The sequence below is a fragment of the Erwinia sp. ErVv1 genome, assembly GCF_900068895.1.
Taxonomy (GTDB): Bacteria; Pseudomonadota; Gammaproteobacteria; order Enterobacterales; family Enterobacteriaceae; genus Erwinia.
On the sequence record NZ_CDPK01000003.1, the window covers coordinates 557,224 to 578,247 of the forward strand.

General features: G+C 53.3%; 20 protein-coding genes and 5 tRNA genes. 9 read left to right on the forward strand and 16 right to left on the reverse strand.

All coding sequences use genetic code 11. The features are described from left to right. Positions 1–2 precede the first annotated feature (2 nt). From sufC to A1830_RS06825, 5 genes are all read left to right on the forward strand, one after another. Complete coding sequence (gene sufC, locus A1830_RS06805; RefSeq protein ID WP_067703554.1) at positions 3–749, forward strand: Fe-S cluster assembly ATPase SufC; 747 nt, start codon at positions 3–5, stop codon at positions 747–749. Further along, positions 724–2,007: a Fe-S cluster assembly protein SufD gene (gene sufD, locus A1830_RS06810; RefSeq protein ID WP_067703557.1), complete on the forward strand. Its 1,284-nt coding sequence runs from the start codon at positions 724–726 to the stop codon at positions 2,005–2,007. The genes sufC and sufD overlap by 26 nt, the downstream gene beginning before the upstream one ends. Continuing rightward, entirely contained in the window at positions 2,004–3,227 is a 1,224-nt protein-coding gene (gene sufS / locus A1830_RS06815; protein ID WP_067703560.1) for a cysteine desulfurase SufS, read from the forward strand. The genes sufD and sufS overlap by 4 nt, the downstream gene beginning before the upstream one ends. Positions 3,228–3,310: 83 nt before the next feature. After that, positions 3,311–3,727, forward strand: a complete 417-nt coding sequence (sufE, locus tag A1830_RS06820; RefSeq protein WP_067703563.1) for a cysteine desulfuration protein SufE — start codon at positions 3,311–3,313, stop codon at positions 3,725–3,727. A gap of 72 nt (positions 3,728–3,799) precedes the next feature. After that, entirely contained in the window at positions 3,800–4,795 is a 996-nt protein-coding gene (locus A1830_RS06825) for a L,D-transpeptidase family protein (protein ID WP_067703566.1), read from the forward strand. A gap of 262 nt (positions 4,796–5,057) precedes the next feature. On the opposite strand, the gene A1830_RS06830 is transcribed toward A1830_RS06825, so the two are convergent. The 8 genes from A1830_RS06830 to A1830_RS06865 all read right to left on the reverse strand — a co-directional run bounded on the left by A1830_RS06830 (position 5,058) and on the right by A1830_RS06865 (position 9,444). Beyond that, positions 5,058–5,294: a major outer membrane lipoprotein gene (locus A1830_RS06830; RefSeq protein WP_016169824.1), complete on the reverse strand. Its 237-nt coding sequence runs from the start codon at positions 5,292–5,294 to the stop codon at positions 5,058–5,060. A 305-nt stretch (positions 5,295–5,599) separates the two neighbouring features. Beyond that, the gene (gene pykF / locus A1830_RS06835; RefSeq protein ID WP_067703569.1) at positions 5,600–7,012 is read right to left on the reverse strand and encodes a pyruvate kinase PykF; all 1,413 of its coding nucleotides are present in this window, start codon (positions 7,010–7,012) and stop codon (positions 5,600–5,602) included. 443 nt (positions 7,013–7,455) lie between these two features. Beyond that, positions 7,456–7,532, reverse strand: a tRNA-Val gene (locus A1830_RS06840). Positions 7,533–7,571: 39 nt separating this feature from the next. Beyond that, positions 7,572–7,648, reverse strand: a tRNA-Val gene (locus tag A1830_RS06845). Between the two features lie 8 nt (positions 7,649–7,656). After that, a tRNA-Val gene (locus A1830_RS06850) sits at positions 7,657–7,733 on the reverse strand. Between the two features lie 4 nt (positions 7,734–7,737). Continuing rightward, a tRNA-Val gene (locus tag A1830_RS06855) sits at positions 7,738–7,814 on the reverse strand. Between the two features lie 31 nt (positions 7,815–7,845). After that, a tRNA-Val gene (locus A1830_RS06860) sits at positions 7,846–7,922 on the reverse strand. A gap of 148 nt (positions 7,923–8,070) precedes the next feature. Beyond that, positions 8,071–9,444 carry an MATE family efflux transporter gene (locus A1830_RS06865; RefSeq protein WP_067703572.1) on the reverse strand — a complete coding sequence of 458 codons (1,374 nt, stop codon included), beginning with the start codon at positions 9,442–9,444 and terminating at the stop codon, positions 8,071–8,073. A gap of 231 nt (positions 9,445–9,675) precedes the next feature. Here A1830_RS06865 and A1830_RS06870 point away from each other — a divergent pair, with 231 nt between their 5' ends. After that, the gene (locus A1830_RS06870; protein WP_067703575.1) at positions 9,676–10,332 is read left to right on the forward strand and encodes a riboflavin synthase; all 657 of its coding nucleotides are present in this window, start codon (positions 9,676–9,678) and stop codon (positions 10,330–10,332) included. A 91-nt stretch (positions 10,333–10,423) separates the two neighbouring features. Here A1830_RS06870 and cfa read toward each other — a convergent pair whose 3' ends face one another. Together cfa and punC are read right to left on the reverse strand one after the other, a co-directional pair. Continuing rightward, positions 10,424–11,572, reverse strand: a complete 1,149-nt coding sequence (gene cfa / locus A1830_RS06875; protein WP_067703578.1) for a cyclopropane fatty acyl phospholipid synthase — start codon at positions 11,570–11,572, stop codon at positions 10,424–10,426. 413 nt (positions 11,573–11,985) lie between these two features. After that, entirely contained in the window at positions 11,986–13,176 is a 1,191-nt protein-coding gene (gene punC, locus A1830_RS06880) for a purine nucleoside transporter PunC (protein ID WP_067703581.1), read from the reverse strand. A gap of 113 nt (positions 13,177–13,289) precedes the next feature. On the opposite strand from punC, the gene punR reads away from it, so the two are divergent. Then, on the forward strand, positions 13,290–14,207 hold the full coding sequence (punR, locus tag A1830_RS06885) for a DNA-binding transcriptional activator PunR (RefSeq protein ID WP_067703584.1): 918 nt from the start codon (positions 13,290–13,292) through the stop codon (positions 14,205–14,207). A gap of 17 nt (positions 14,208–14,224) precedes the next feature. On the opposite strand, the gene purR is transcribed toward punR, so the two are convergent. After that, positions 14,225–15,250 carry an HTH-type transcriptional repressor PurR gene (purR, locus tag A1830_RS06890; protein ID WP_067703587.1) on the reverse strand — a complete coding sequence of 342 codons (1,026 nt, stop codon included), beginning with the start codon at positions 15,248–15,250 and terminating at the stop codon, positions 14,225–14,227. Positions 15,251–15,534: 284 nt separating this feature from the next. On the opposite strand from purR, the gene A1830_RS22540 reads away from it, so the two are divergent. Continuing rightward, the gene (locus tag A1830_RS22540; protein WP_156484948.1) at positions 15,535–15,624 is read left to right on the forward strand and encodes a cytochrome bd-I oxidase subunit CydH; all 90 of its coding nucleotides are present in this window, start codon (positions 15,535–15,537) and stop codon (positions 15,622–15,624) included. Positions 15,625–15,818: 194 nt separating this feature from the next. Here the strand turns inward: A1830_RS22540 and A1830_RS06895 are convergent, their stop codons facing one another. Continuing rightward, positions 15,819–16,631: a hypothetical protein gene (locus tag A1830_RS06895; protein WP_067703590.1), complete on the reverse strand. Its 813-nt coding sequence runs from the start codon at positions 16,629–16,631 to the stop codon at positions 15,819–15,821. Positions 16,632–17,021: 390 nt separating this feature from the next. Beyond that, complete coding sequence (locus A1830_RS06900; protein ID WP_067703593.1) at positions 17,022–17,852, reverse strand: C40 family peptidase; 831 nt, start codon at positions 17,850–17,852, stop codon at positions 17,022–17,024. Positions 17,853–18,231: 379 nt separating this feature from the next. Between A1830_RS06900 and A1830_RS06905 the strand changes: the two genes are divergently transcribed. Continuing rightward, on the forward strand, positions 18,232–18,570 hold the full coding sequence (locus A1830_RS06905) for a Grx4 family monothiol glutaredoxin (protein ID WP_067703596.1): 339 nt from the start codon (positions 18,232–18,234) through the stop codon (positions 18,568–18,570). 46 nt (positions 18,571–18,616) lie between these two features. Here the strand turns inward: A1830_RS06905 and rnt are convergent, their stop codons facing one another. From rnt to A1830_RS06920, 3 genes are all read right to left on the reverse strand, one after another. Continuing rightward, complete coding sequence (gene rnt, locus A1830_RS06910) at positions 18,617–19,267, reverse strand: ribonuclease T (RefSeq protein WP_067703599.1); 651 nt, start codon at positions 19,265–19,267, stop codon at positions 18,617–18,619. Positions 19,268–19,371: 104 nt separating this feature from the next. Continuing rightward, positions 19,372–19,779 carry a lactoylglutathione lyase gene (gene gloA, locus A1830_RS06915; protein WP_067703602.1) on the reverse strand — a complete coding sequence of 136 codons (408 nt, stop codon included), beginning with the start codon at positions 19,777–19,779 and terminating at the stop codon, positions 19,372–19,374. 135 nt (positions 19,780–19,914) lie between these two features. Continuing rightward, positions 19,915–21,018 (reverse strand): alkene reductase, encoded by a 1,104-nt coding sequence (locus A1830_RS06920; protein WP_067703605.1) that lies wholly within the window; start codon positions 21,016–21,018, stop codon positions 19,915–19,917. Positions 21,019–21,024: the final 6 nt, after the last annotated feature.

Sequence of the window (21,024 nt, forward strand, 5' to 3'; positions counted from 1 at the left end):
CTATGTTAAGTATTAAAGATTTACAGGTTAGCATTGAAGACAAAGAGATCCTGCGTGGGCTGGATCTTGAAGTAAAACCGGGTGAAGTCCACGCCATCATGGGCCCTAACGGCTCAGGAAAAAGTACGCTCTCTGCCACGCTGGCCGGGCGCGAAGAGTATGAAGTGACCGGTGGTTCCGTTAGCTTTAAAGGTAAAGATCTGCTTGAACTCTCTCCCGAAGATCGGGCCGGGGAAGGCATCTTTATGGCGTTCCAGTATCCGGTTGAGATCCCGGGCGTCAGCAACCAGTTCTTTCTGCAAACCGCAGTGAACTCGGTGCGTCAGTATCGCGGCAGCGAGGCGCTGGATCGTTTCGACTTCCAGGACTTTATTGAAGACAAAATTCACCTGCTGAAAATGCCGGAAGACCTGCTGACGCGTTCAGTTAACGTTGGCTTCTCGGGCGGTGAGAAAAAGCGTAATGATATTCTGCAGATGGCAGCGCTTGAACCCGAGCTGTGCATCCTGGATGAAACCGACTCAGGTCTGGACATCGATGCGCTGAAAACGGTCGCTAACGGCGTTAACACGCTGCGTGACGGCAAGCGTGCATTCATTATTGTGACGCACTATCAGCGCATTCTGGACTATATCAAGCCGGACTTCGTTCACGTTCTGTATCAGGGCAAAATCGTCAAATCCGGCGACTTTACGCTGGTGAAACAACTGGAGGAGCAAGGCTATGGCTGGCTTACCGACCAGGAGTAGTGACAACGCCCTGCAGCAGTGGCATCACCTGTTTGAAAGCCACGGCGCAAGCCGTTCGCTTCAGGCACAGCACCACTGGCAGCAGGTATTGCGTCTCGGACTGCCGACGCGCAAGCAGGAAAACTGGAAATATACCCCGCTGGAGAGTCTGTTTGGGCAGAACTTTGTGCAAACGCACTCCTCTGAACTGAGCGCGGCTGATGTTACAGAACGCGCCCTGGAGATCGACGCCGTCAAACTGGTGTTTGTCGACGGGCGTTTCAGCAAAGCCCTCAGTGACAGCAGCTATGATCTGTTTGATATCCAGATTTCTCAGGCGGGTGAGCGCCGCGAACTTAACGCGCCGCTACAGCCTGAGGTATTCCTGCACCTGACGGAAAGTCTGGCAGAAGAAGTGACGCTGGTCCGCCTGGCGCGTGGAAAACAGGCGCCGCGCGCGCTTTACCTGCTGCATATCAGCAGCGGCAGCGCCCAGGCAGAGATGAATACGTCACACTATCGTCATCATCTCCAGCTGGACGATGGCGCACAGGCCTCGGTGATTGAGCACTACGTCAGCCTGAACGAAGCCAGCCACTTCACCGGCGGCCGCTTTACCGCAGAAGTGGGCGACAATGCCGCGCTGACGCACTACAAGCTGGCCTTTGAGCACAACAGCAGCTTCCACTTTGCCCACAACGATCTGGTTATTGGCCGTGACGCGCGCGTTCAGAGCCACAGCTTCCTGCTGGGAGCGGGTCTGACCCGGCACAATACCAGCGTTCAGCTGAACGGTGAGGGCAGTGAGCTGGGCATTAACAGCCTGATGCTGCCGATCGAGAAAGAAGTTTGTGACAGCCGCACCTGGCTTGAGCACAACAAAGGCTACTGTCAGAGCCGACAGCTGCATAAAACTATCGTCCGCGATAAGGCGCGCGCGGTTTTTAACGGCCTGATAAAAGTGGCTAAGCATGCGCTGAAAACCGACGGCCAGATGAACAACAACAACCTGCTGCTGGGCCGGCTGGCTGAGGTGGATACCAAACCCCAGCTGGAAATCTACGCTGATGACGTTAAGTGCAGCCACGGTGCCACCATCGGGCGTATTGATGACGAGCAGATGTTTTATCTGCGCGCGCGCGGCATTAACGAAGCGTCAGCGCAGCGTATGATTATCTATGCGTTTGCCGCAGAATTAACCGAAGCCATTACGGATGACGTGCTGAAAGAGGCGGTAATGCAACGTATCGCACAGCGTTTTCCCGGAGGCATTCAATGAGTTTTGACCTGACACGCGTCAGGGCTGATTTTCCTATTCTGGCGCGAGAAGTGAATGGCGAACCGCTGGCCTATCTTGACAGTGCGGCCAGCGCACAAAAGCCGCAGGCGGTCATCGACGCCGAGAGTCATTTCTACGCGCATGGCTACGCGGCCGTGCATCGGGGTATTCATACCCTGAGTGCGGAAGCGACTACCGCAATGGAAGACGTGCGCATTCAGGCGGCACGCTTTCTGAATGCCGCATCGCCGGAAGAGATTATCTTCGTCAAAGGCACCACCGAGGGGATCAACCTGGTAGCGAGCAGCTGGGGAAGCCGTCAGCTGCAGGCCGGTGACAATATTTTGATCACCGGGATGGAGCATCACGCCAATATCGTTCCCTGGCAGATGCTGGCCGAACGTGTTGGCGCAGAAGTACGCTTTATCCCGCTGACCGAAACCGGTGAGCTGGACCTGTCCAACCTCTCCACGCTGATAGACAGCCGCACCCGTATGCTGGCAGTCACCCACGTCTCTAACGTTCTGGGCACGGTTAACCCGGTGAAAGAGCTGGTAGCGCGGGCAAAAGCGGCCGGGGTGACCACGCTGATTGACGGTGCGCAGGCGGTGATGCATCAGCAGGTCGACGTCCAGGATCTGGACTGCGATTTTTACGTCTTTTCCGGCCATAAAATTTACGGCCCCACCGGCATTGGCATCCTTTACGGGCGTAAGGCCCTGCTGGATGAGATGCCACCGTGGGAAGGCGGTGGGTCGATGATAGCCACTGTCAGCCTCACGGAAGGCACGCGCTTTGCCGCTGCGCCGTGGCGCTTTGAGGCAGGCACGCCCAATACGGGCGGCATTATTGGACTGGGTGCGGCACTCTCCTGGATAACTGCACTGGGTCTGGATGTCATCCACCAGCGTGAGCAGGCGCTGATGCGCTATGCGCTGGATAAACTGGCTTCGGTCCCTGGCCTGGTTATCTATGGTCCTCAGGCGCGTTCAGGCGTGATCGCGTTCAATCTGGGTCAGCATCATGCCTATGACGTCGGCAGCTTTCTGGATCGTTATGGGATAGCGATTCGCACGGGTCATCACTGCGCGATGCCGCTGATGACGCATTACGGCGTACCGGCAATGTGCCGCGCTTCTTTCGTTTTGTATAATAGCGAAGAAGAGGCCGATCGACTGGCGGCAGGCCTGACACGTATACACCGTCTGCTGGGCGGCTAAATAGCTGTTCCAACGCGCCTGACCGCTGCTTGAAGTGGTCAGGCGCAGTTGTTCAGGGCTGCCCACCGATAAGGGAGAGAGTAATGGCAAGTTTGCCAGATAAAGAGAAACTGGTGCGCAACTTTACCCGCTGCGCAAACTGGGAAGAGAAATACCTGTATGTCATCGAGCTGGGTGCCCTGTTGCCCGCGCTGCCTGATGCACTGCACCAGCCCGAGAATGCCATATCGGGCTGCCAGAGCCAGGTATGGATAATTATGGATACCGATAGCAGCGGCTACGTCACCCTGCAGGGCGACAGTGACGCGGCGATTGTTAAGGGACTGGTGGCGGTGGTTTTCATCCTCTATCAGAATATGACGCCTGCTGATATCGTTGGCTTTGACGTTCGTCCTTTCTTTGAGCAGCTGGCGCTGGCGCAGCATCTTACGCCTTCCCGCTCACAGGGTTTAGAAGCAATGATCCGTGCAATTCGCCAGAAGGCCGCTACGCTAAGCTAATCACTACGCCTTCCCGGCAGGCCTCCCGCACTGCTGTCGGGAGGTTTCTCTCCTGCTCATCGAGAAGCCTCTATGAAACGCTGTCTGACGCATCTTTCATCGTTGTTGCTGCTCCTGATCGCCTCCTCCTGCGTTAATGCCACAGAGTACCCGCTGCCGCCCGAAAACAGCCGCCTGATCGGCGAGAACACCACCTACGTCGTTCCTGATGATGGTCGCCCGCTTGAAAGCGTCGCGGCCGCCTATAAAACCGGGCTGCTGGGAATGCTGGAGGCTAATCCCGGTACCGATCCCTGGCTACCTGCACCCGGTACAAAGCTGACTATACCCTTGCAGATGCTTCTGCCCGATACCCGGCGGGAAGGGATAGTGGTTAACGTCGCCGAGCTGCGCCTTTACTATTACCCTAAAGGTGGGGACCGGGTCATTGTTTACCCGATTGGTATTGGTCAGCTGGGGGCGAATACGCCACCGATGGTAACCCGCATTAGTCAGAAAATCCCAAACCCTTCATGGACACCGACGCCCAATATCCGTAAACGCTATGCCGCAGAGGGGAAAACGTTGCCCGTTACCGTGCCCGCCGGTCCGCAAAACCCGATGGGGCTTTTCGCTCTGCGCCTTGCCTGGGGGGCGGGGCACTATTTGATACATGGGACTAATGCGGATTTTGGTATTGGGATGCGCGTCAGTTCGGGCTGTATTCGTCTGCGGCCCGATGACATTAAAGCCCTGTTTGACAGTGTTCCCACGGGGACACGCGTACAGATAGTTAACCAGCCGGTGAAATATGCCACAGAGCCGGACGGCAAGCGCTATATCGAGGTGCATCAGCCGCTTTCGCATAGCGATCGCGACGATCCGCAGACCATGCCCATTTTGCTCACTTCTGGCGCGAAAAAATTTATCAACAGTGGGCTGAGCGACGGGCAGGTTATCGGTGACGCACTGAAACGTCGTTCAGGGATGCCGGTGCTGGTGAATAGCGGTGAGCCAGAGCAGGCAACTCTGCCTTACAGCCGCAACCAGCAGGATTCAGACGCATTACCGTCACAATCGACACCCTGAGCCACCGCATGCCGCAGGCACGTTAGCATGGCTTGTGGAGCGTTTAAGCCGGGGCAGCATCTTAAGCCGCGTGATGAATAGTAACAGGTAGGTTTGCAGGACAGGGTATGGATAAGAAGCTTCGGGGCGTTACAGGGGGATAAATCAGCGGTAGCTGTACGGTAAATTAAGACGACTCACTACCGGCGGGCGGCTTAAGTGAGGGGACATTTTAGACAAAAAAAATGGCGCACACTGTGCGCCATTTTCATAACCAGAACTCTTACTTACGGTAAGAGTGAGCCTGGTTGTCCAGACGCTGGTTTGCACGAGCTGCGTCATCTTTAGCAGCCTGAACGTCAGAACGGATTGCGTTCACGTCGTTGCTCAGCTGGTCAACTTTAGCGTTCAGAGTCTGAACGTCGGTAGACAGCTGGTCGATTTTAGCGTTGCTTGAGCAACCAGCCAGCAGAGTTGAACCCAGGATTACCGCGCCCAGTACCAGTTTAGTACGATTCATTATTTATACCCTCTAGATTGAGTTAATCTCCATGTAGCGTTACAAGTATTACACAAAGTATTTTCTAATGAGAATAAATTTTTGATGAGAAGGTGCTTAAATTTGATCGTTCGCTCAAAGAAGCATCGTCTTTGCACTTAAGTACAAAAAAATTAGCTAAAACAGGCGCGTTTAATCGGACACTTCTTAAGTTTATAAAATTTTGAGGGGATAATTTCAGGCAGATGTTTTGTGGTATTTCCAGATGATGACTATAAAAAAAGCGCCACTCGGGCGCTTTTTTAATCTCAAACCCTAATCTGAAATTACAGAACGTGTACGGATGCGGTATTGGTTGTTCCGCTTGGCACCAGGGCACCAGAAACCATCACCACCACATCGCCTTTTTGACCGTAGCCGCTGGCAAGCGCGGCTTCTTTACCCAGGCGGTAAAAGTCATCGGTTGAGGCAATCACGTCGACGACGCTGGTCACAATGCCTTTGCTCAGCAGCAGCTGACGAGCGGTGAGTGCATTGGTGGTCAGCGCGAGAATGGTGGCGTTAGGGAAGTATTTACGCACGGATTTGGCCGATTTACCGCCTTCTGTGGCAACCACGATCAGGGGGGCTTCCAGGTTTTCCGCCGTCTCTACCGCGCCACGGCATACTGCTTCAGTAATGCGCATTTTACGGTTGTCATGATGCGAATCGATACGGCTCTTCATAACACGATCGGTACGTTCGCAGATGGTCGCCATAATGGTGACTGACTCCAGGGGATAACGTCCTTTCGCGCTTTCGCCCGACAGCATGACCGCATCGGTACCGTCGAGAATGGCGTTAGCCACGTCGCCTGCCTCCGCACGGGTAGGGCGCGGGTTCTTGATCATCGAATCAAGCATCTGAGTGGCGGTGATAACCACCTTACGTGCGCGGTTACATTTTTTGATCATCATCTTCTGAGCGAAGATAACTTCTTCAACCGGGATCTCAACGCCCAGATCGCCACGCGCAACCATGATGCCGTCGGACGCATCAAGGATTTCGTCGAAATTATTCAGGCCTTCCTGGTTTTCGATCTTGGAGATGATCTGAATATGCTCGCCGCCGTGCTGCTTAAGATGCTCACGGATCTCCAGCACGTCTGAGCGCTTACGGATAAATGACGCCGCAACAAAATCAACGCCCTGTTCACAACCGAAGATCAGGTCACGCTTGTCTTTTTCGGCCAGCGCAGGCAGCTGGATAGAAACGCCCGGCAGGTTAACGCCTTTGTTTTCACCCAGGTCACCATTGTTAAGGACTTTACAGACCACGGTGTTTTCTGTGACTTCAACCACTTCCATGCCGATCAGGCCGTCATCTACCAGCACGGTATTGCCGATTTTGAGATCTGAGGCAAAACCCGGATAGGTGACCGCAACGCGTTCGGTGTTACCCACCACGGACTGGTCGGTGGTAAAGGTAAAGGTCTGGCCTGCTTTCAGCGCGGCATCGTTGCCACCCTCCAGCTTCATGGTGCGAATTTCCGGGCCTTTCGTGTCCAGCAGGATCGCCGCCTGGTGGCCGGTGTTACTCATTACGGCGCGCAGATTGGCAATGCGCTTGCCGTGCTCTTCATAATCGCCGTGAGAGAAGTTAAGGCGCATTACGTTCATTCCCGCATCCAGCAGGTTAGTCAGCATTTCTTCCGATTCGGTTTTTGGTCCGATAGTACAAACAATTTTGGTCTTTTTCATGACGAGTTATCTATTAAGTTGTAATGGATGTGAGAGTGGCAATCCCGGCGCCGGTAAAAAAGCCCCGGAGAAGAATTTTTGCTTGAGTCGTAAACTGCGGTACAGATTAAGAATAGGTGACAGTAGGGTCGTTTGCAGAGGAAGTTGAGACGCAGTTTCAGCGCATGCGCAGCGAAGGGCGCAGGACGCTATCGTTTTTTGTAAAGGGCCAACCATACGCTGAAACCATTCAAATGAAACAACGCCGGTGATTATAGCGATTCGGGTAGACGAAAACCAACTAAAAAGCATGATCTTATCCGTCAATTATTGCGTTAGCGCATGGTGTTGCGCAATAAAAACGGGCGCAGGGGCGTCACAGCAAGGGACGAGCATAGTGCAAGCGGGAGATTGGTTGAGGGAGAAATACAGAAAAAGGTAACGCAGGAAGTGGCTATCAGGAGTGGTGCGTTCTAGAGGACTCGAACCTCCGACCCCCACCATGTCAAGGTGGTGCTCTAACCAACTGAGCTAAGAACGCATNACAGAAAAAGGTAACGCAGGAAGTGGCTATCAGGAGTGGTGCGTTCTAGAGGACTCGAACCTCCGACCCCCACCATGTCAAGGTGGTGCTCTAACCAACTGAGCTAAGAACGCATAAATGCTGGTGCGTCCGAGTGGACTCGAACCACCGACCCCCACCATGTCAAGGTGGTGCTCTAACCAACTGAGCTACGGACGCACTGTGGTGCGTTCTAGAGGACTCGAACCTCCGACCCCCACCATGTCAAGGTGGTGCTCTAACCAACTGAGCTAAGAACGCATCATTACTGTATTGCTAACAGCGGGGACNGTGGTGCGTTCTAGAGGACTCGAACCTCCGACCCCCACCATGTCAAGGTGGTGCTCTAACCAACTGAGCTAAGAACGCATCATTACTGTATTGCTAACAGCGGGGACGAATATTAACGACAGCGTTACCGCCTGGCAAGCAGAATCCGCTTTTTTCTGTGTGACTGCTGCGCAACTGTGCGAAGCGCAGCATATTTAAGCATGCCTGCACAAAAAATGTCGGAAAATTAGTGTGCTGCACGTGCCAGAATCCGCTCGGCTGGCTGACGCTGCAGGCGGCGGATACGCCAGACCATCATGATTGCAGCGGAGGTCAGACCGATGATAAACCCCATCCAGAAACCCGCCGGGCCCAGCGGTGAAACCACCCAGTCTGTCATCGCCAGCACATACCCACAGGGCAGGCCGAGCACCCAATAAGCCGTAAAGGTGATAAAGAAGATCGAACGCGTATCTTTGTAACCGCGCAGAATGCCACTGCCAATCACCTGGATTGAATCGGAAATCTGGTATACCGCAGCCAGCAGCATCAGCTGAGCGGCTAGCGTAACCACGGCCGGATTATCGTTGTAAAGCAGCGCTATCTGCTCGCGAAACATCACGGTAAACAATGCGGTCATACAGGCCATGGTTATCCCGACGCCCTGTGCCGTCCAGGCGGACACCCGTGCCGCGTCGGCCGATCCCTGCCCAAGCCGGAAGCCCACGCGGATCGTCGTCGCCACGCCCAGTGAAAGCGGCATAACGAACATTAACGAACTGAAATTCAGTGCGATCTGATGCCCGGCAACCTCGACGATCCCCATGGGGGAGACCAGCAGCGCGACAACTGCGAACAGCGTGACCTCGAAAAACAGCGCCAGCGCAACCGGCAGGCCTAACGTAAACAGACGCCAGAGCACTGCACTGTCTGGCGCACTCAGGCGCGTCGGCAAACGGATATCACGCATTGAATGCGCGCGGTGGATCCAGAGTTTCATTACCACAAACATTACCCAGTAGACCGAAGCCGTCGCCACTCCACAGCCCACGCCGCCCAGCGCGGGCATGCCAAAATGACCATAGATAAAGATATAGTTAACCGGGATATTTACCATCAAACCCAGGAAGCCAATAATCATGCCGGGCAGGGTTTTAGCCAGTCCTTCGCACTGATTGCGCGCCACCTGAAAGAACAGATAGCCTGGCGCGCCCCACAGCAGCGCATGCAGATAGCCTGTCGCTTTGTCCGCCAGCGTCGGGTCAATATTGTGCATGCTGCGAATGACAAAACCGGCGTTATAAAGCAGCACCATCACCACGGCGGCAGCCACCGCCGCCAGCCAGTATGCCTGGCGTACCTGATGCGCAATGCGCTCCCGACGACCCGAACCATTATACTGCGCCACCACCGGCGTCAGTGACAGCAGCAAACCGTGTCCAAAGAGAATGGCGGGCAGCCAGATTGAGGTGCCCACGGCAACCGCGGCCATATCCGTGGCGCTAACAGCGCCGGCCATAATCGTATCGACGAATCCCATAGCGGACTGAGCCACCTGAGCAAAGATCACTGGGATCGCCAGCGCTAATAACTGACGCGCCTCAATAAGGTACTTCTGCACACGAACACCTGTTTATATTTATGTAGAAGGGAGCCTGGCTGCCGCAATATCGCACTGAACACCGCGTTTAACAGCAGGGCTGGCCGATCAGTGTAATGTTCGCAGAGCAAATAGCCAATCTTAGCCGGAAAAATAGCGCAGACTGTCGGAGTAAAAAAAACGTGGGCGTTTGGATTTACGCGTAAGCCAGGGCAAACTAACAGGTAGAATACTCTATTTGAGGTGATAACCATGTTTACCGGTATTGTGCAGGGCACCGCCGAACTGCTCGCGATTGACGAGAAGCCTAATTTCCGCACCCACACCGTGCGACTTCCGCCCGACATGCTGCCAGGTCTGGAGTTGGGCGCATCCGTTTCTCATAATGGCTGTTGCCTGACGGTGACGGAAATAAACGGCGACCGGGTAAATTTCGATCTGGTCAAAGAGACGCTGCGCATCACTAATCTGGGCGATCTCAGTATTGGCGATTACGTCAACGTCGAGCGGGCAGCAAAATTCAGTGATGAAATTGGTGGTCATCTCATGTCTGGCCATATTATGACCACGGCAGAGATTTGCAAAATTCTTATCTCAGAAAATAACCGCGAAATCTGGTTTAAACCGCGTGATGCGGAGCAGATGAAATATATCCTGCATAAAGGATTTGTTGGCATTGATGGAATAAGCCTGACGATTGGGGAAGTGACCAAAACCCGTTTCTGCGTACACCTTATTCCTGAAACGCTGGCGAGGACCACGCTGGGGGCCAAACGTCTGGGGGATCGCGTAAATATTGAAATCGATCCGCACACTCAGGCGATCATTGAAACCGTCGAACGCGTACTGGCACAGCGTGACGCCCTGCTTAGCCAGGCTGTCGCTCAGGACGCCCCAGAACCACGCTAAACCGCCTGTAAGCTATAGCTGATAAAAGCGCCCGAAATGCCAGGCATAAAAAGGCCGGCGTAAATAACGCCGGCCTTTTAGCGGACCAGGATTAATGTGGGACGCGAAGTCCCCCTTCAATTCCGTGGGTAAACATCACCTGCCAGAGCTGCATATGGCGTGCACGAAAGGCCCCTGCACAGGCATTAAGATAATAAATAAACATGCGTTTAAAGCGCTCACCGTACTTTTCTGAAAGCTCAGGCCACACTGCAAGAAAACGATCAATCCACGCCATCAGCGTGGTGTCATAGTCCGGGCCGAAATTATGCCAGTCTTCCATAACGAAGTGAGGTTCGCTGGCCTCAGCAATATGGCTAACCGAGGGCAGGCGACCATTAGGGAATATATATCTGTCCAGCCAGGGATCAACATTCTCGCCGGTCGTATTCGCCCCAATGGTATGCAGCAGGAAAAGCCCATCCGGCTTCAGATTTCGGTTCACCACGTTAAAGTAGGTGGCGTAATTCTTAGGGCCGACATGTTCAAACATCCCCACGGAAACAATCCGATCGTACTGTTCATTCAGATCGCGGTAGTCCTGTAACAGGATAGTGACATCCAATCCTTCACAGCGCTGCTGGGCCATTTTTTGCTGTTCGGCAGAGATAGTGACGCCAGAAACGCGAACGCCATAGTGACGCGCTGCATATTCTGCCAGCCCGCCCCAGCCGCAGCCGATATCCAGAAGGGACATACCGGGCGCTAATTGCAGCTTTTCGCAAATCATTTTTAATTTTGCATTCTGCGCATCCTCCAGCGTCCGGGCTTCCTTCCAGTAACCGCAGGAGTACTGCATATGGGAATCAAGCATCAGAGAAAACAGATCGTTGCCGAGGTCGTAATGTTCCTTTCCTACTATCCACGCGCGCTTTCTTGACTGCTGATTGGTTAGTCTTGCGGCGGCAATACGTAAGGTATCTTTGAAATGATGGGGGAGTTTCTCATCGAGCTTCGCCAGTAATACGCGATGAAAGAACATGTCCATTCTTTCACACTCCCACCAGCCATCCATATAGCTTTCACCCAGCCCCAGTGAGCCTTCCTGTAGCACGCGCTTAAAAAAGGCAGGGTTGGTTACCTGAATATCCCACGGGCGCGTACCATTAACGTCGATATCTGCACTGCGCAACATCTCCTGAACGATTCTGTACCACTGATTCTCTTCCAGGCTCACTTCTTCTATACACGATGAACTCATAGTCTCTCCATCACCCTGTGTGGTTGATACCCGAGAAATAGAAAAAACAATTCCTACGGGGTTTTGAGAATACGCACACGCTAGCGTACGTCTGATTTCCGGCGTTACAGAGGATTGAATATAAATATTAGCAGAGTAGAGCAACGGGGATGCACGGATTAAATCCAGACTACCCTGTCAGAATTGAAAATTTACCTTTTATTTCTCGTTTAACCGTCAGACTTGCTGAAAGCATAAGAGGCCTGGCAGGTATCCCCGATATCCTTCACCCTGCTGGCAGGTTATCTGCCAGCAAAGCGGAGGGTTATCAGGCGGAAATTGTTATTTTTTTACCTAGCGAAACGAGTATATGCTCACCCCTGACAATATTCAAATGTTTATTGTTAGGTTGCTAACTAAGAGTATTCAGCAGGTTAACGACTACTTTCAGCGCGATGCAGTGACGTTTCTGCCGCTTTTGTACGCTGTAAAATATAGCCGATTATGGCAAAAAGGACAGTCGACAGCATAACCAGCGAGGTAGACCACAGCGGGCGGGTAAGAAATGAGGAGATCAGCAGGCTGGCCACGCAGCAAAGCCCCAGCTGGAGCGTATTTTGCAGCGCTGCGGCCTTACCGCTGGCCTGCGGGAAGGGAAGCAGGGCATTCGAGACAACAATCGGATACAGCGCACCGTTCGCCAGGGCAATGCCGCAGAACGGCAGAAGCAGCGCATACACAGAGGGGGTCGCCTGCTGAGCCGCGATAAAAAATGCAATAATGCTCAGGCTGTACAGGCCAAGCAGCCAGGGCAGAAGTGAGCCGCCTTCCGTACGCTTAAGCAGGGTTCGACAGCCATAGCCGCCGGTCAGAAAGGCCAGCGTCTGAGGGAAGTAGCTCAGGCCAATGCTGCCAGGTGACATGCCCAGCGCGGATAAGATAAACGGCGAACCGGTCAGCCAGGCAAAGAAGCTGGCAGAGCAGGCGGCGTACATCAGCACGTTACCGCTGTAAACAGGAGATTTCAGCAGGGTTAGAAAACCCGTCTTCTTATCGCCTTTTTTTGGCATAACGCGTGGTGTTGCTGTCAAAAAGAGCGTGCAAACCAGCAGTAGTAGCGTAATGACCATCAGGGCAATAAAAATTGCGCGCCAGCCGAAATGGTTGAGCAGCCAGGCGCCTAGTAGGGGAGCCAGTGCCGGAGAGAGTGCTACCAGCGGCATGATTGTGGCAAAAACCTTGCTGGCCTGGGTGGCGGAATAGCGGTCAATCACCAGCGCCTGCCAGGTTACGGCGGCCGCGCAGATGCCAATGGCCTGCACAAAGCGCAGCACCAGCAGAAGGGTGGCATTGTGCACCCACCACATTCCGGCACAGCTGATGGCAAACAGGCTCAGACCCATTAGCAGCACCGGACGACGGCCGATTCGATCGGAGAGAGGGCCCCATATCAGCTGCGCACAGGCAAAGCCCGCCAGAAAGAGACTCAGGCTGGCACCGATAGCTCCCGCGTCGGTTTGCAGATCCTGCTGCATCAGGGTAAAGGCAGGCAGATACATGTCGGTGGCCAGAAAGCCGATGACGCTAAGCAGCGCCAGGTAAAGGGTAAAAAGTTTTGCAGGCATTTTTTTGCTCTTAATTTCAGAAGAATATAACGGCGCAGAGTGTAAATGCGTGCCAGAGGCGTTGTGAAACGCTAATATTTGTCCATTGCGTTCAAAAAATTTGCAGGCAGAAAATGTGGTCAGAACATTCCCTCGAAGTGATTGATGCCGTTGCCCGAAATGGCAGCTTTACCGCCGCTGCTGCTGAGCTGCACCGGGTCCCCTCCGCTATCAGCTATACCGTACGTCAGCTGGAAGAGTGGCTGGCCGTTTCGCTGTTTACACGCCGTCATCGCGATGTCGAACTGACCGAGGCGGGACGCTACTTCATTCAGGAGGGGCGGAGCGTAATCAAAAAAATGCTCGCCACCCGGCGTCAGTGCCAGCAGGTAGCAAACGGCTGGCGCGGGCAGCTAAATATCGCCGTAGACAGGATAGTGAAACCCCAGCGCACCCGGCAGCTGGTTGTCGATTTCTACCGTCATTTCCCGGATATGGAATTACACCTTTCCCCGGAGGTGTTTAATGGCGTGTGGGATGCGCTGGCGGATGGCCGGGTAGATGTGGCGATTGGCGCAACTCAGGCAATACCCGTTGGCGGGCGCTTTGCCTTTCGCAATATGGGCGCGCTGAACTGGCGCTGTGTGGTTAGCGCCCGCCATCCTTTGACAGAAATCTCAGGACCGGTCAGCGAGGAAGCCATCCGCGAATGGCCTTCTCTGACGCTGGAAGACACGTCCCGCGCGCTGCCCAAACGCACTACCTGGACGCTGGATAATCAGCGTCGGCTGGTGGTGCCCGATTGGGAAAGCGCTGCGGACTGCCTGCTGGCCGGGCTTTGCGTCGGAATGGTGCCAGGACATTTTGCCCGTCCGCTGCTGAGCAGCGGCGCACTGACGGAACTTGTGCTCACCGCGACATTTCCCGACAGCCCCTGCTGCGTCAGCTGGTCGCAGCAGCAGGCCGGCCCCGCCCTGGGCTGGCTGCTCGACTATCTTGGCGACACCGGGACGCTCAATAATGAGTGGCTGAACGAGGGGGCAGAGGAGTGAGCAGGCGACTAATGGCGTTAGCGGCGATAGTCTACAAAGGGACCATCCGCCACTGAACGACGCTCGATCAGGCTGGGATGAACTTCAATCGTCTGTGGCTCCTCACGCTTGCTGGTAATACGATCCAGCAGCATTTCAAAGGCCGTTTCGCCCAGCCTCTCTTTTGGCTGGTGAACGGTGGTCAGGGCCGGGGTGAAGTAGCGCGCGTTGCGCACGTTATCATAGCCGATGACCGAGATATCCTGGGGTACGCGCAGACCCATCTCATCAGCGGCACAAATCGCCCCCATCGCCATAATATCGCCGCCGCAGAATACGGCGGTAGGACGCTGCTTCTGGGATAAAATTTGCTGCATGGCACGATAGCCAGATTCGGGTTCGAAATCACCCTGTACCAGCCACTCATCGCGCAGGGTGATCCCCGCTTCGGATAGCGCCTTTAGAAAACCGGCATGACGACCACCGCCGGTGTTACGCTCCAGCTGACCGGGAATGACGCCAATATCGCGATGGCCGCGCTCAATCAGATAGCGGCCTGCCAGATAACCCCCCTCAAAGGCGTTATCCAGCACCGTATCCGTAAAATCACCGCGTGACTCGCTCCAGTCCATGACGACCATAGGAATATTTCGGTTATCTTCAAGCATCTGGATCAGTTCATCAGGATACTCGGAGCACATCACCAGCAGGCCATCGACGCGCTTTTGCGCCATCATTGACAGATACGCCTGCTGTTTGACCAGATCGTTGTGCGCATTGCCCAGAATCAGGGTGTAACCGCTGGCAAAGCAGCTGTTCTCCACGGCTTCAATAATCTCGGCAAAGTAGGGCGCCTCGCTGGACGTTGCCAGCAGGCCGATGGTCCGGGTGTGATTAACCTTGAGACTGCGGGCGACGGCACTTGGCGAATAATGCAGTTCGCGGATAGCAGTCCATACTGCTTCCCGCGTGGCTTCGGCCACAAAGCGCGTTTTATTAATGACGTGGGACACCGTGGTGGTCGACACCCCGGCACGTTTAGCCACATCTTTGATTGTTGCCATGAAATCACTACTCCTGTACTTACCGCAACTTGCTGATAAGTATATTGTTAAACGATTGCCTGAAACGGCAAAATCCGTCGCCGTTTTTTATGAATAGTCGGTGGCGTCAGTAAGGAAAAGGGGGCAGCCAGCCAGGCCTGTTGCGTCGGTTGCAGACCGCGAACGCAACCCGTTGCGCAACGAAATGGAATTCTAGCAAGGCTGAGCAGAGAAAACGAGATTTTTACCGCCGGGTGTGGGAAAATTGATGGTGACACAAACTGTAAGGGTATAAAGGAGTTTCTGTGGACACCGATCTGAAATTGTCTCTGCTGACCACCGGTAGCGCGCTGTTAATGATTATTATTTTCAGCTTTACCGCCGTCATGCACTAAAAAAAACAGGCCGATCGTCAGATCGGCCTATTTTTTTACTTTAGCGATATCGTGCCGCTACCGCGTCGATGGGACACTCCTCAGAAACCGACAGGCGCTTTGCTATTTCTGCGAGATAAGAGATAAAATAATGTGCTGATCCACTTTATAGTATTGACTAACCAAAAATAAAACCAGCTTAGGCTAAGCACTGTTTATTTCTCGAATCGCGCTAATTTTTGTCCGAAAAATTTACCATTAAGCCCAATATTACCCAGCGTTTCGTATTTTTCAGATTCATCAGGATACAATATTTGGATATCAAGAGTAACACTTGTGTCTGGCAGAATAGCGTGGCTGGCATCGCCAATGCTTACAAGTGTGGTGTTGCTGACTGGGGTCTGGTAGTCACTGAGTTTAACCCAGCTACTCACAGTGTCAAGCCATGCCGGATATACAACACCGTTTCCAGGTATATCCAGGAAAACATACCAGTCAGTAACAGTTTCATAATCGCTGGTGAGGTTCAATCGATAGCTATAGATATATTCATTTTTGGTATGGTCAGGCTTCCACTTACTCAAAAACTTTTGTGTAATATTGATGTCCTCCTGAGGCATAATAAACACAACATGAGAATAATACGATTGGCTTTTATTCCCGTTTTTATCTACAATTCTAACCTGGCAACTCCACGTCTCACCATTAATTACCCAGCCCGGCATAGAAACCTTTTTCGGTTTATATACCATAGAAACAAATGTTGATTTGCCTTTTTGTAAATCAAATTTCTCAGGCGTATAGTAAACTTCAAAGTAGTCTTCCCATCTTACAGAAGCGTTCATACCTCCGCGGAAACGCTCAACATGGACTGATAAGCCGGTCAGGTCCACATTACTACTATTAGTCACGCTGACAGGACCATAGAAATACTCCTGATTGATGAAACCCTTGGCATCATCGACATCCTTTACTGAAACCTTTTGCTTATCGCTGGCTGTGGATTCAAGTTTGGAATGCCTTTTCATACATACCTCTTCAGTATTTGTTTCAGGTAATAAAAATTGATATTGACTCACATAATTGAGAGTACTGAGACGATACTGATTAAGTCTGAAAAGAGCATAATTTAGGTTGACGCAAGAATCCATGCGCGATTTACAGGATTGAATGTTTTTTCTGAACTTTGGTCATTGTATTTTAGTTGGTTGTTTATTTACCTGACGTACTACAAAGGTAAAAATCGTTATTAGTTCATCACATGAAATTTTTTTCAATCCATAAATAACGCATGATGCTGCCTGAATTCACTATCCGTAATCAGTAAAGAAAGAGAGTGCGGAGAAATCATTAGTCCAGGAAAATAAAAAGGCCGATCGTCAGATCGGCCTTTTTTTATTCACTACGCGACACGGAGATTAGCGGATCGTTCTGGGTGTCATCACCCGACGTGCGCCGATGTAGTGACTCTGCCAGTATTCATCAGCCAGCGCGCTAACCTGAATATCTTTTCCCGTACGGGGCGACTGAATAAATTTACCGCCGCCAAGATAAACGCCTACGTGATCCGCCGTGCCGCGTCCGTTAATGCGGAAGAAAACCAGGTCGCCTTTCTCCAGCTCGCCGCGTTTAATATTCGCCGCATCGCGCAGGTGGTACATCTCATTGGCGGTGCGGGGGATCTTAAACTTCACCAGATCCTTGTAGGCATACCACACCAGGCCGCTACAGTCGAAGCCCGTTTTAGGCGATGTTCCGCCCCACTGGTAGGGTTTACCCAACTGGCCCATCAGCTTGTTCATCGCCGTCTGGCGAGCTTTTTGATAACGCGCCCGGTGTGCCTTGCTCATTTTTAGCGGGGCGCTAAGCACCTCGGCGGTCAGTTCTTCACCCTGTTCGACGGATTTGCCACGACGGTGACCATAGTGTTTTTTACCCAAACTGGCCTGTAAAGCCGCTTTATGCCTGAGGGTAGATTTCCGGGAGTGGGACGATACAGGCTGCGGCGCGAGCGTTTTTTTGGCCTTGAGGCGGGTGGCGGGTATACGGCGTGACTTGCGGGTGGACTCTTTAACTTTTTTCGTTACGCTACCCTTGACCTGCCGCCGCTTACGACGATCGTCCTCACGTGCGGCACTGCCTTCCACCTTATGGTGGTTTGCATTAACTGGAGCATGTGGCGATGCGTGCGCCACATTAAAAAAGAGCTGCGCGAAGGCCAGCATCAGGAGCGTGATAAGTAAACGCATCGTTACCATTAACTGTTTATGCTCCCGCCAGAGGCAGAAGCTCGGCTAAATTAGGATATCTGCTATACGGCAGACAAGTGAGCGCAATTCTAATCTAACTCTTTAACAAAAGGTAAGGTCTTTTTTGTTTCAATGATGTACAACAAGTAATTGTTGGCAATTTCAGCATAATCAGCTGGTTATGTGCTCATCAACCCGGGGTAAGCCCGGACAGCAGCGGCGTCAGGCTCAGGCAAATGTTATTTTGTTGTTTTTACCGCTGGATAATTCGCCACGCGGAACCCCCAGGATAATTCCCTTACTGAAAATGTCGTTTTCATCAGGGGGCCAGAGTCGCTACAATAAATAAACACGAAGTATCCGTTATAGGAAGGCATTTATGAGTACTGTTGAGAAAATTGAGCGCCAGATAGCAGAAAACCCGATTCTGCTTTATATGAAAGGTTCTCCGAAACTGCCAAGCTGTGGCTTTTCAGCACAGGCCGTTCAGGCGCTGTCAGCCTGTGGCGAACGTTTTGCCTATGTTGATATCCTGCAGAACCCGGATATTCGTGCCGAGCTGCCAAAATACGCTAACTGGCCGACCTTTCCACAGCTGTGGATCGACGGTGAGCTGGTGGGCGGATGCGATATCATCATCGAGATGTATCAGCGCGGTGAACTGTTGCAGCTGATTAAAGAGACGGCGCAAAAATATCCGTCTGACGCGGCTGAGTAAGTTTTCGCTGGGTTTGCAAAGCGGGGATCGACGATCCCCGCTTTTTTTATGCCTCGCTGTCGGCAATGGGCAGCGGCCAGCCACCCAGTCGCTTCCAGCGGTTAACCAGCTCGCAGAACAGATCGGCGGTTTGCAGGGTGTCGTACAGCGCGGAGTGCGCCTGGCTGCTATCGAAAGGCATACCGGCCGCGAGGCAGGCTTTAGCCAGCACCGTCTGTCCCAGCACCAGCCCGCTTAGCGCAGCGGTATCAAAGGTCCCGAAGGGATGAAACGGATTACGCTTCAGGCCTGAGCGCTCCGCCGCCGCATTCATAAAGTTAAGATCAAAGGTCGCATTATGGGCCACCATAATGGCGCGATTGCAGCCCCGCTCTTTGATGCCCTTACGCACCATTTTGAAAATGGCATGCAGCGCCTCATATTCACTGACCGCGCCGCGCAGCGGATTGCCGGGGTCAATGCCGTTAAACGCCAGTGCTTCTGGCATCAGGATAGATCCTTCAAACGGCTCAACGTGGAAGTGAAGCGTTTCGTCTTTCTCCAGCCAGCCATCCTCAGTCATTCTCAGCGTGACGGCGGCGACTTCCAGTAGCGCATTGGTTTTAGCGTCAAACCCGGCGGTTTCCACATCAATGACCACCGGATAAAAACCGCGAAAACGGCTGCTCAGGGCGTTAAGTTCGTTCGATTCAGACATCAGGATCTCACAGGCGAAAAAATGCAGCGCGTATTATGGCAAATTTCAGTACGGGATGCAGCAGGGGAAGAGGGGGAGAGGGTGCCCGAAAGCACCCGTGGGTATCAGTTACCCAGGCCGTGGCCGGCGTGCTTGTTCTCAATCAGCTCGATTTTGTATCCGTCCGGATCTTCAATAAAAGCGATAATGGTTGAGCCGCCCTTTACCGGGCCGGCTTCACGCACCACGCTGCCGCCTGCTTTACGAAGGCGATCGCAGGTGGCGGCAACGTCATCAACGCCCAGCGCGATGTGACCATAAGCATCGCCGAGGTCATATTTTTCAACGCCCCAGTTCCAGGTCAGCTCAAGCACTGCCCCTTCGCTCTCTTCCTCATAGCCCACAAAAGCCAGCGTGTATTTGTATTCACTGTTTTCGCTGGTGCGCAACAGGCGCATGCCCAGAAGGTTGGTGTAAAAATCTATTGAACGCTGCAAATCGCCAACGCGGAGCATAGTGTGAAGTAAGCGCATAACATCCTCTTGTGGTAAGCGTTATCATCCGATAACGGTAAATATGTGGTAAGCGTTATCATCCGACAACGGTAAATATTCAGTATAGCGGCGTTCGCAGCCGGACGTAATCCAGGCAACCCTGAGGCTAAAGCCTCAATCCCCGAGCGCAGGGTAATCCGTATAACCCTCAGCGCCGCCGCCGTAGAAGGTCTCCGGGCGAGGCTCATTCAGGGGTGCGCTGGACTTTAGTCGCGCCACCAGGTCGGGATTGGCGATATAGCTGCGGCCAAAGGCAGCCGCATCTATCAGCCCCTGCTCAATCAGCGTTTCGGCTTTCTCCGCCGTATAGGCGCCGGCACCGACGATCACTCCCGGATAGACGGCGCGAATGGCCTTGCGGAACGCTTCGCTGTAAGGCTTGCCGCCTGCCCAGTCAGGTTCGGAAATATGCAGGTAGGCTAGCTTACGTTTGGCCAGTTCGCCAATATAGTACAGCGCCGCCTCTTCCTGATCTTCTCCATTGTCCAGTCCATTAAAAGGACCCAGCGGGGAGATGCGGATGCCGATACGATCGGCGCTCCAGCCCGCAATCGCCGCATCCACCACTTCCAGCGCAAAGCGGGTACGATTTTCTACGCTGCCGCCGTAGCCATCCGCGCGCTGATTAGAAGCCGGGGAGAGAAACTGATGGATCAGATAACCATGGGCAGAATGCAGCTCCACCAGGTCAAAATCCGCTTCACGGGCGTTGATGACCGCCTGACGGAAATCATTCACAATGCCCGGGATTTCATCCAGCGTCAGTGCACGGGGCGTGGAGGTCGCCGCGCGGATGGTCGCGCCGGTATCATCACGTAATGAAGTACGCGTATCGGCATTAATAGCTGAAGAGGAGACCGGGGCCTCGTCGCCGGGCTGAACGCTGGTGTGAGAGATGCGGCCGGTATGCCATAGCTGAACGGCGCTGTGGCCGCCCTCATCGTGGATACCCTGATTGATACTCTTCCAGGCTGCAATCTGTTCAGATGAGTGTAAACCCGGCGCGCCCGCGTAGCCTTTTGCCTGAGCGGAGATCTGGGTCGCCTCGGTGATGATCAGGCCGGCGCTGGCGCGCTGGCGATAGTACTCGCCCATCAGCGGGGTAGGAATATCACCCGGCTCGATGCTGCGAAGACGCGTCAGCGGTGCCATAAACACGCGGTTCGACACGGTAATCGCGCCGGTTTTTAAGGGGGTAAAAAGCGTCTTAAGTTCCATTATTAC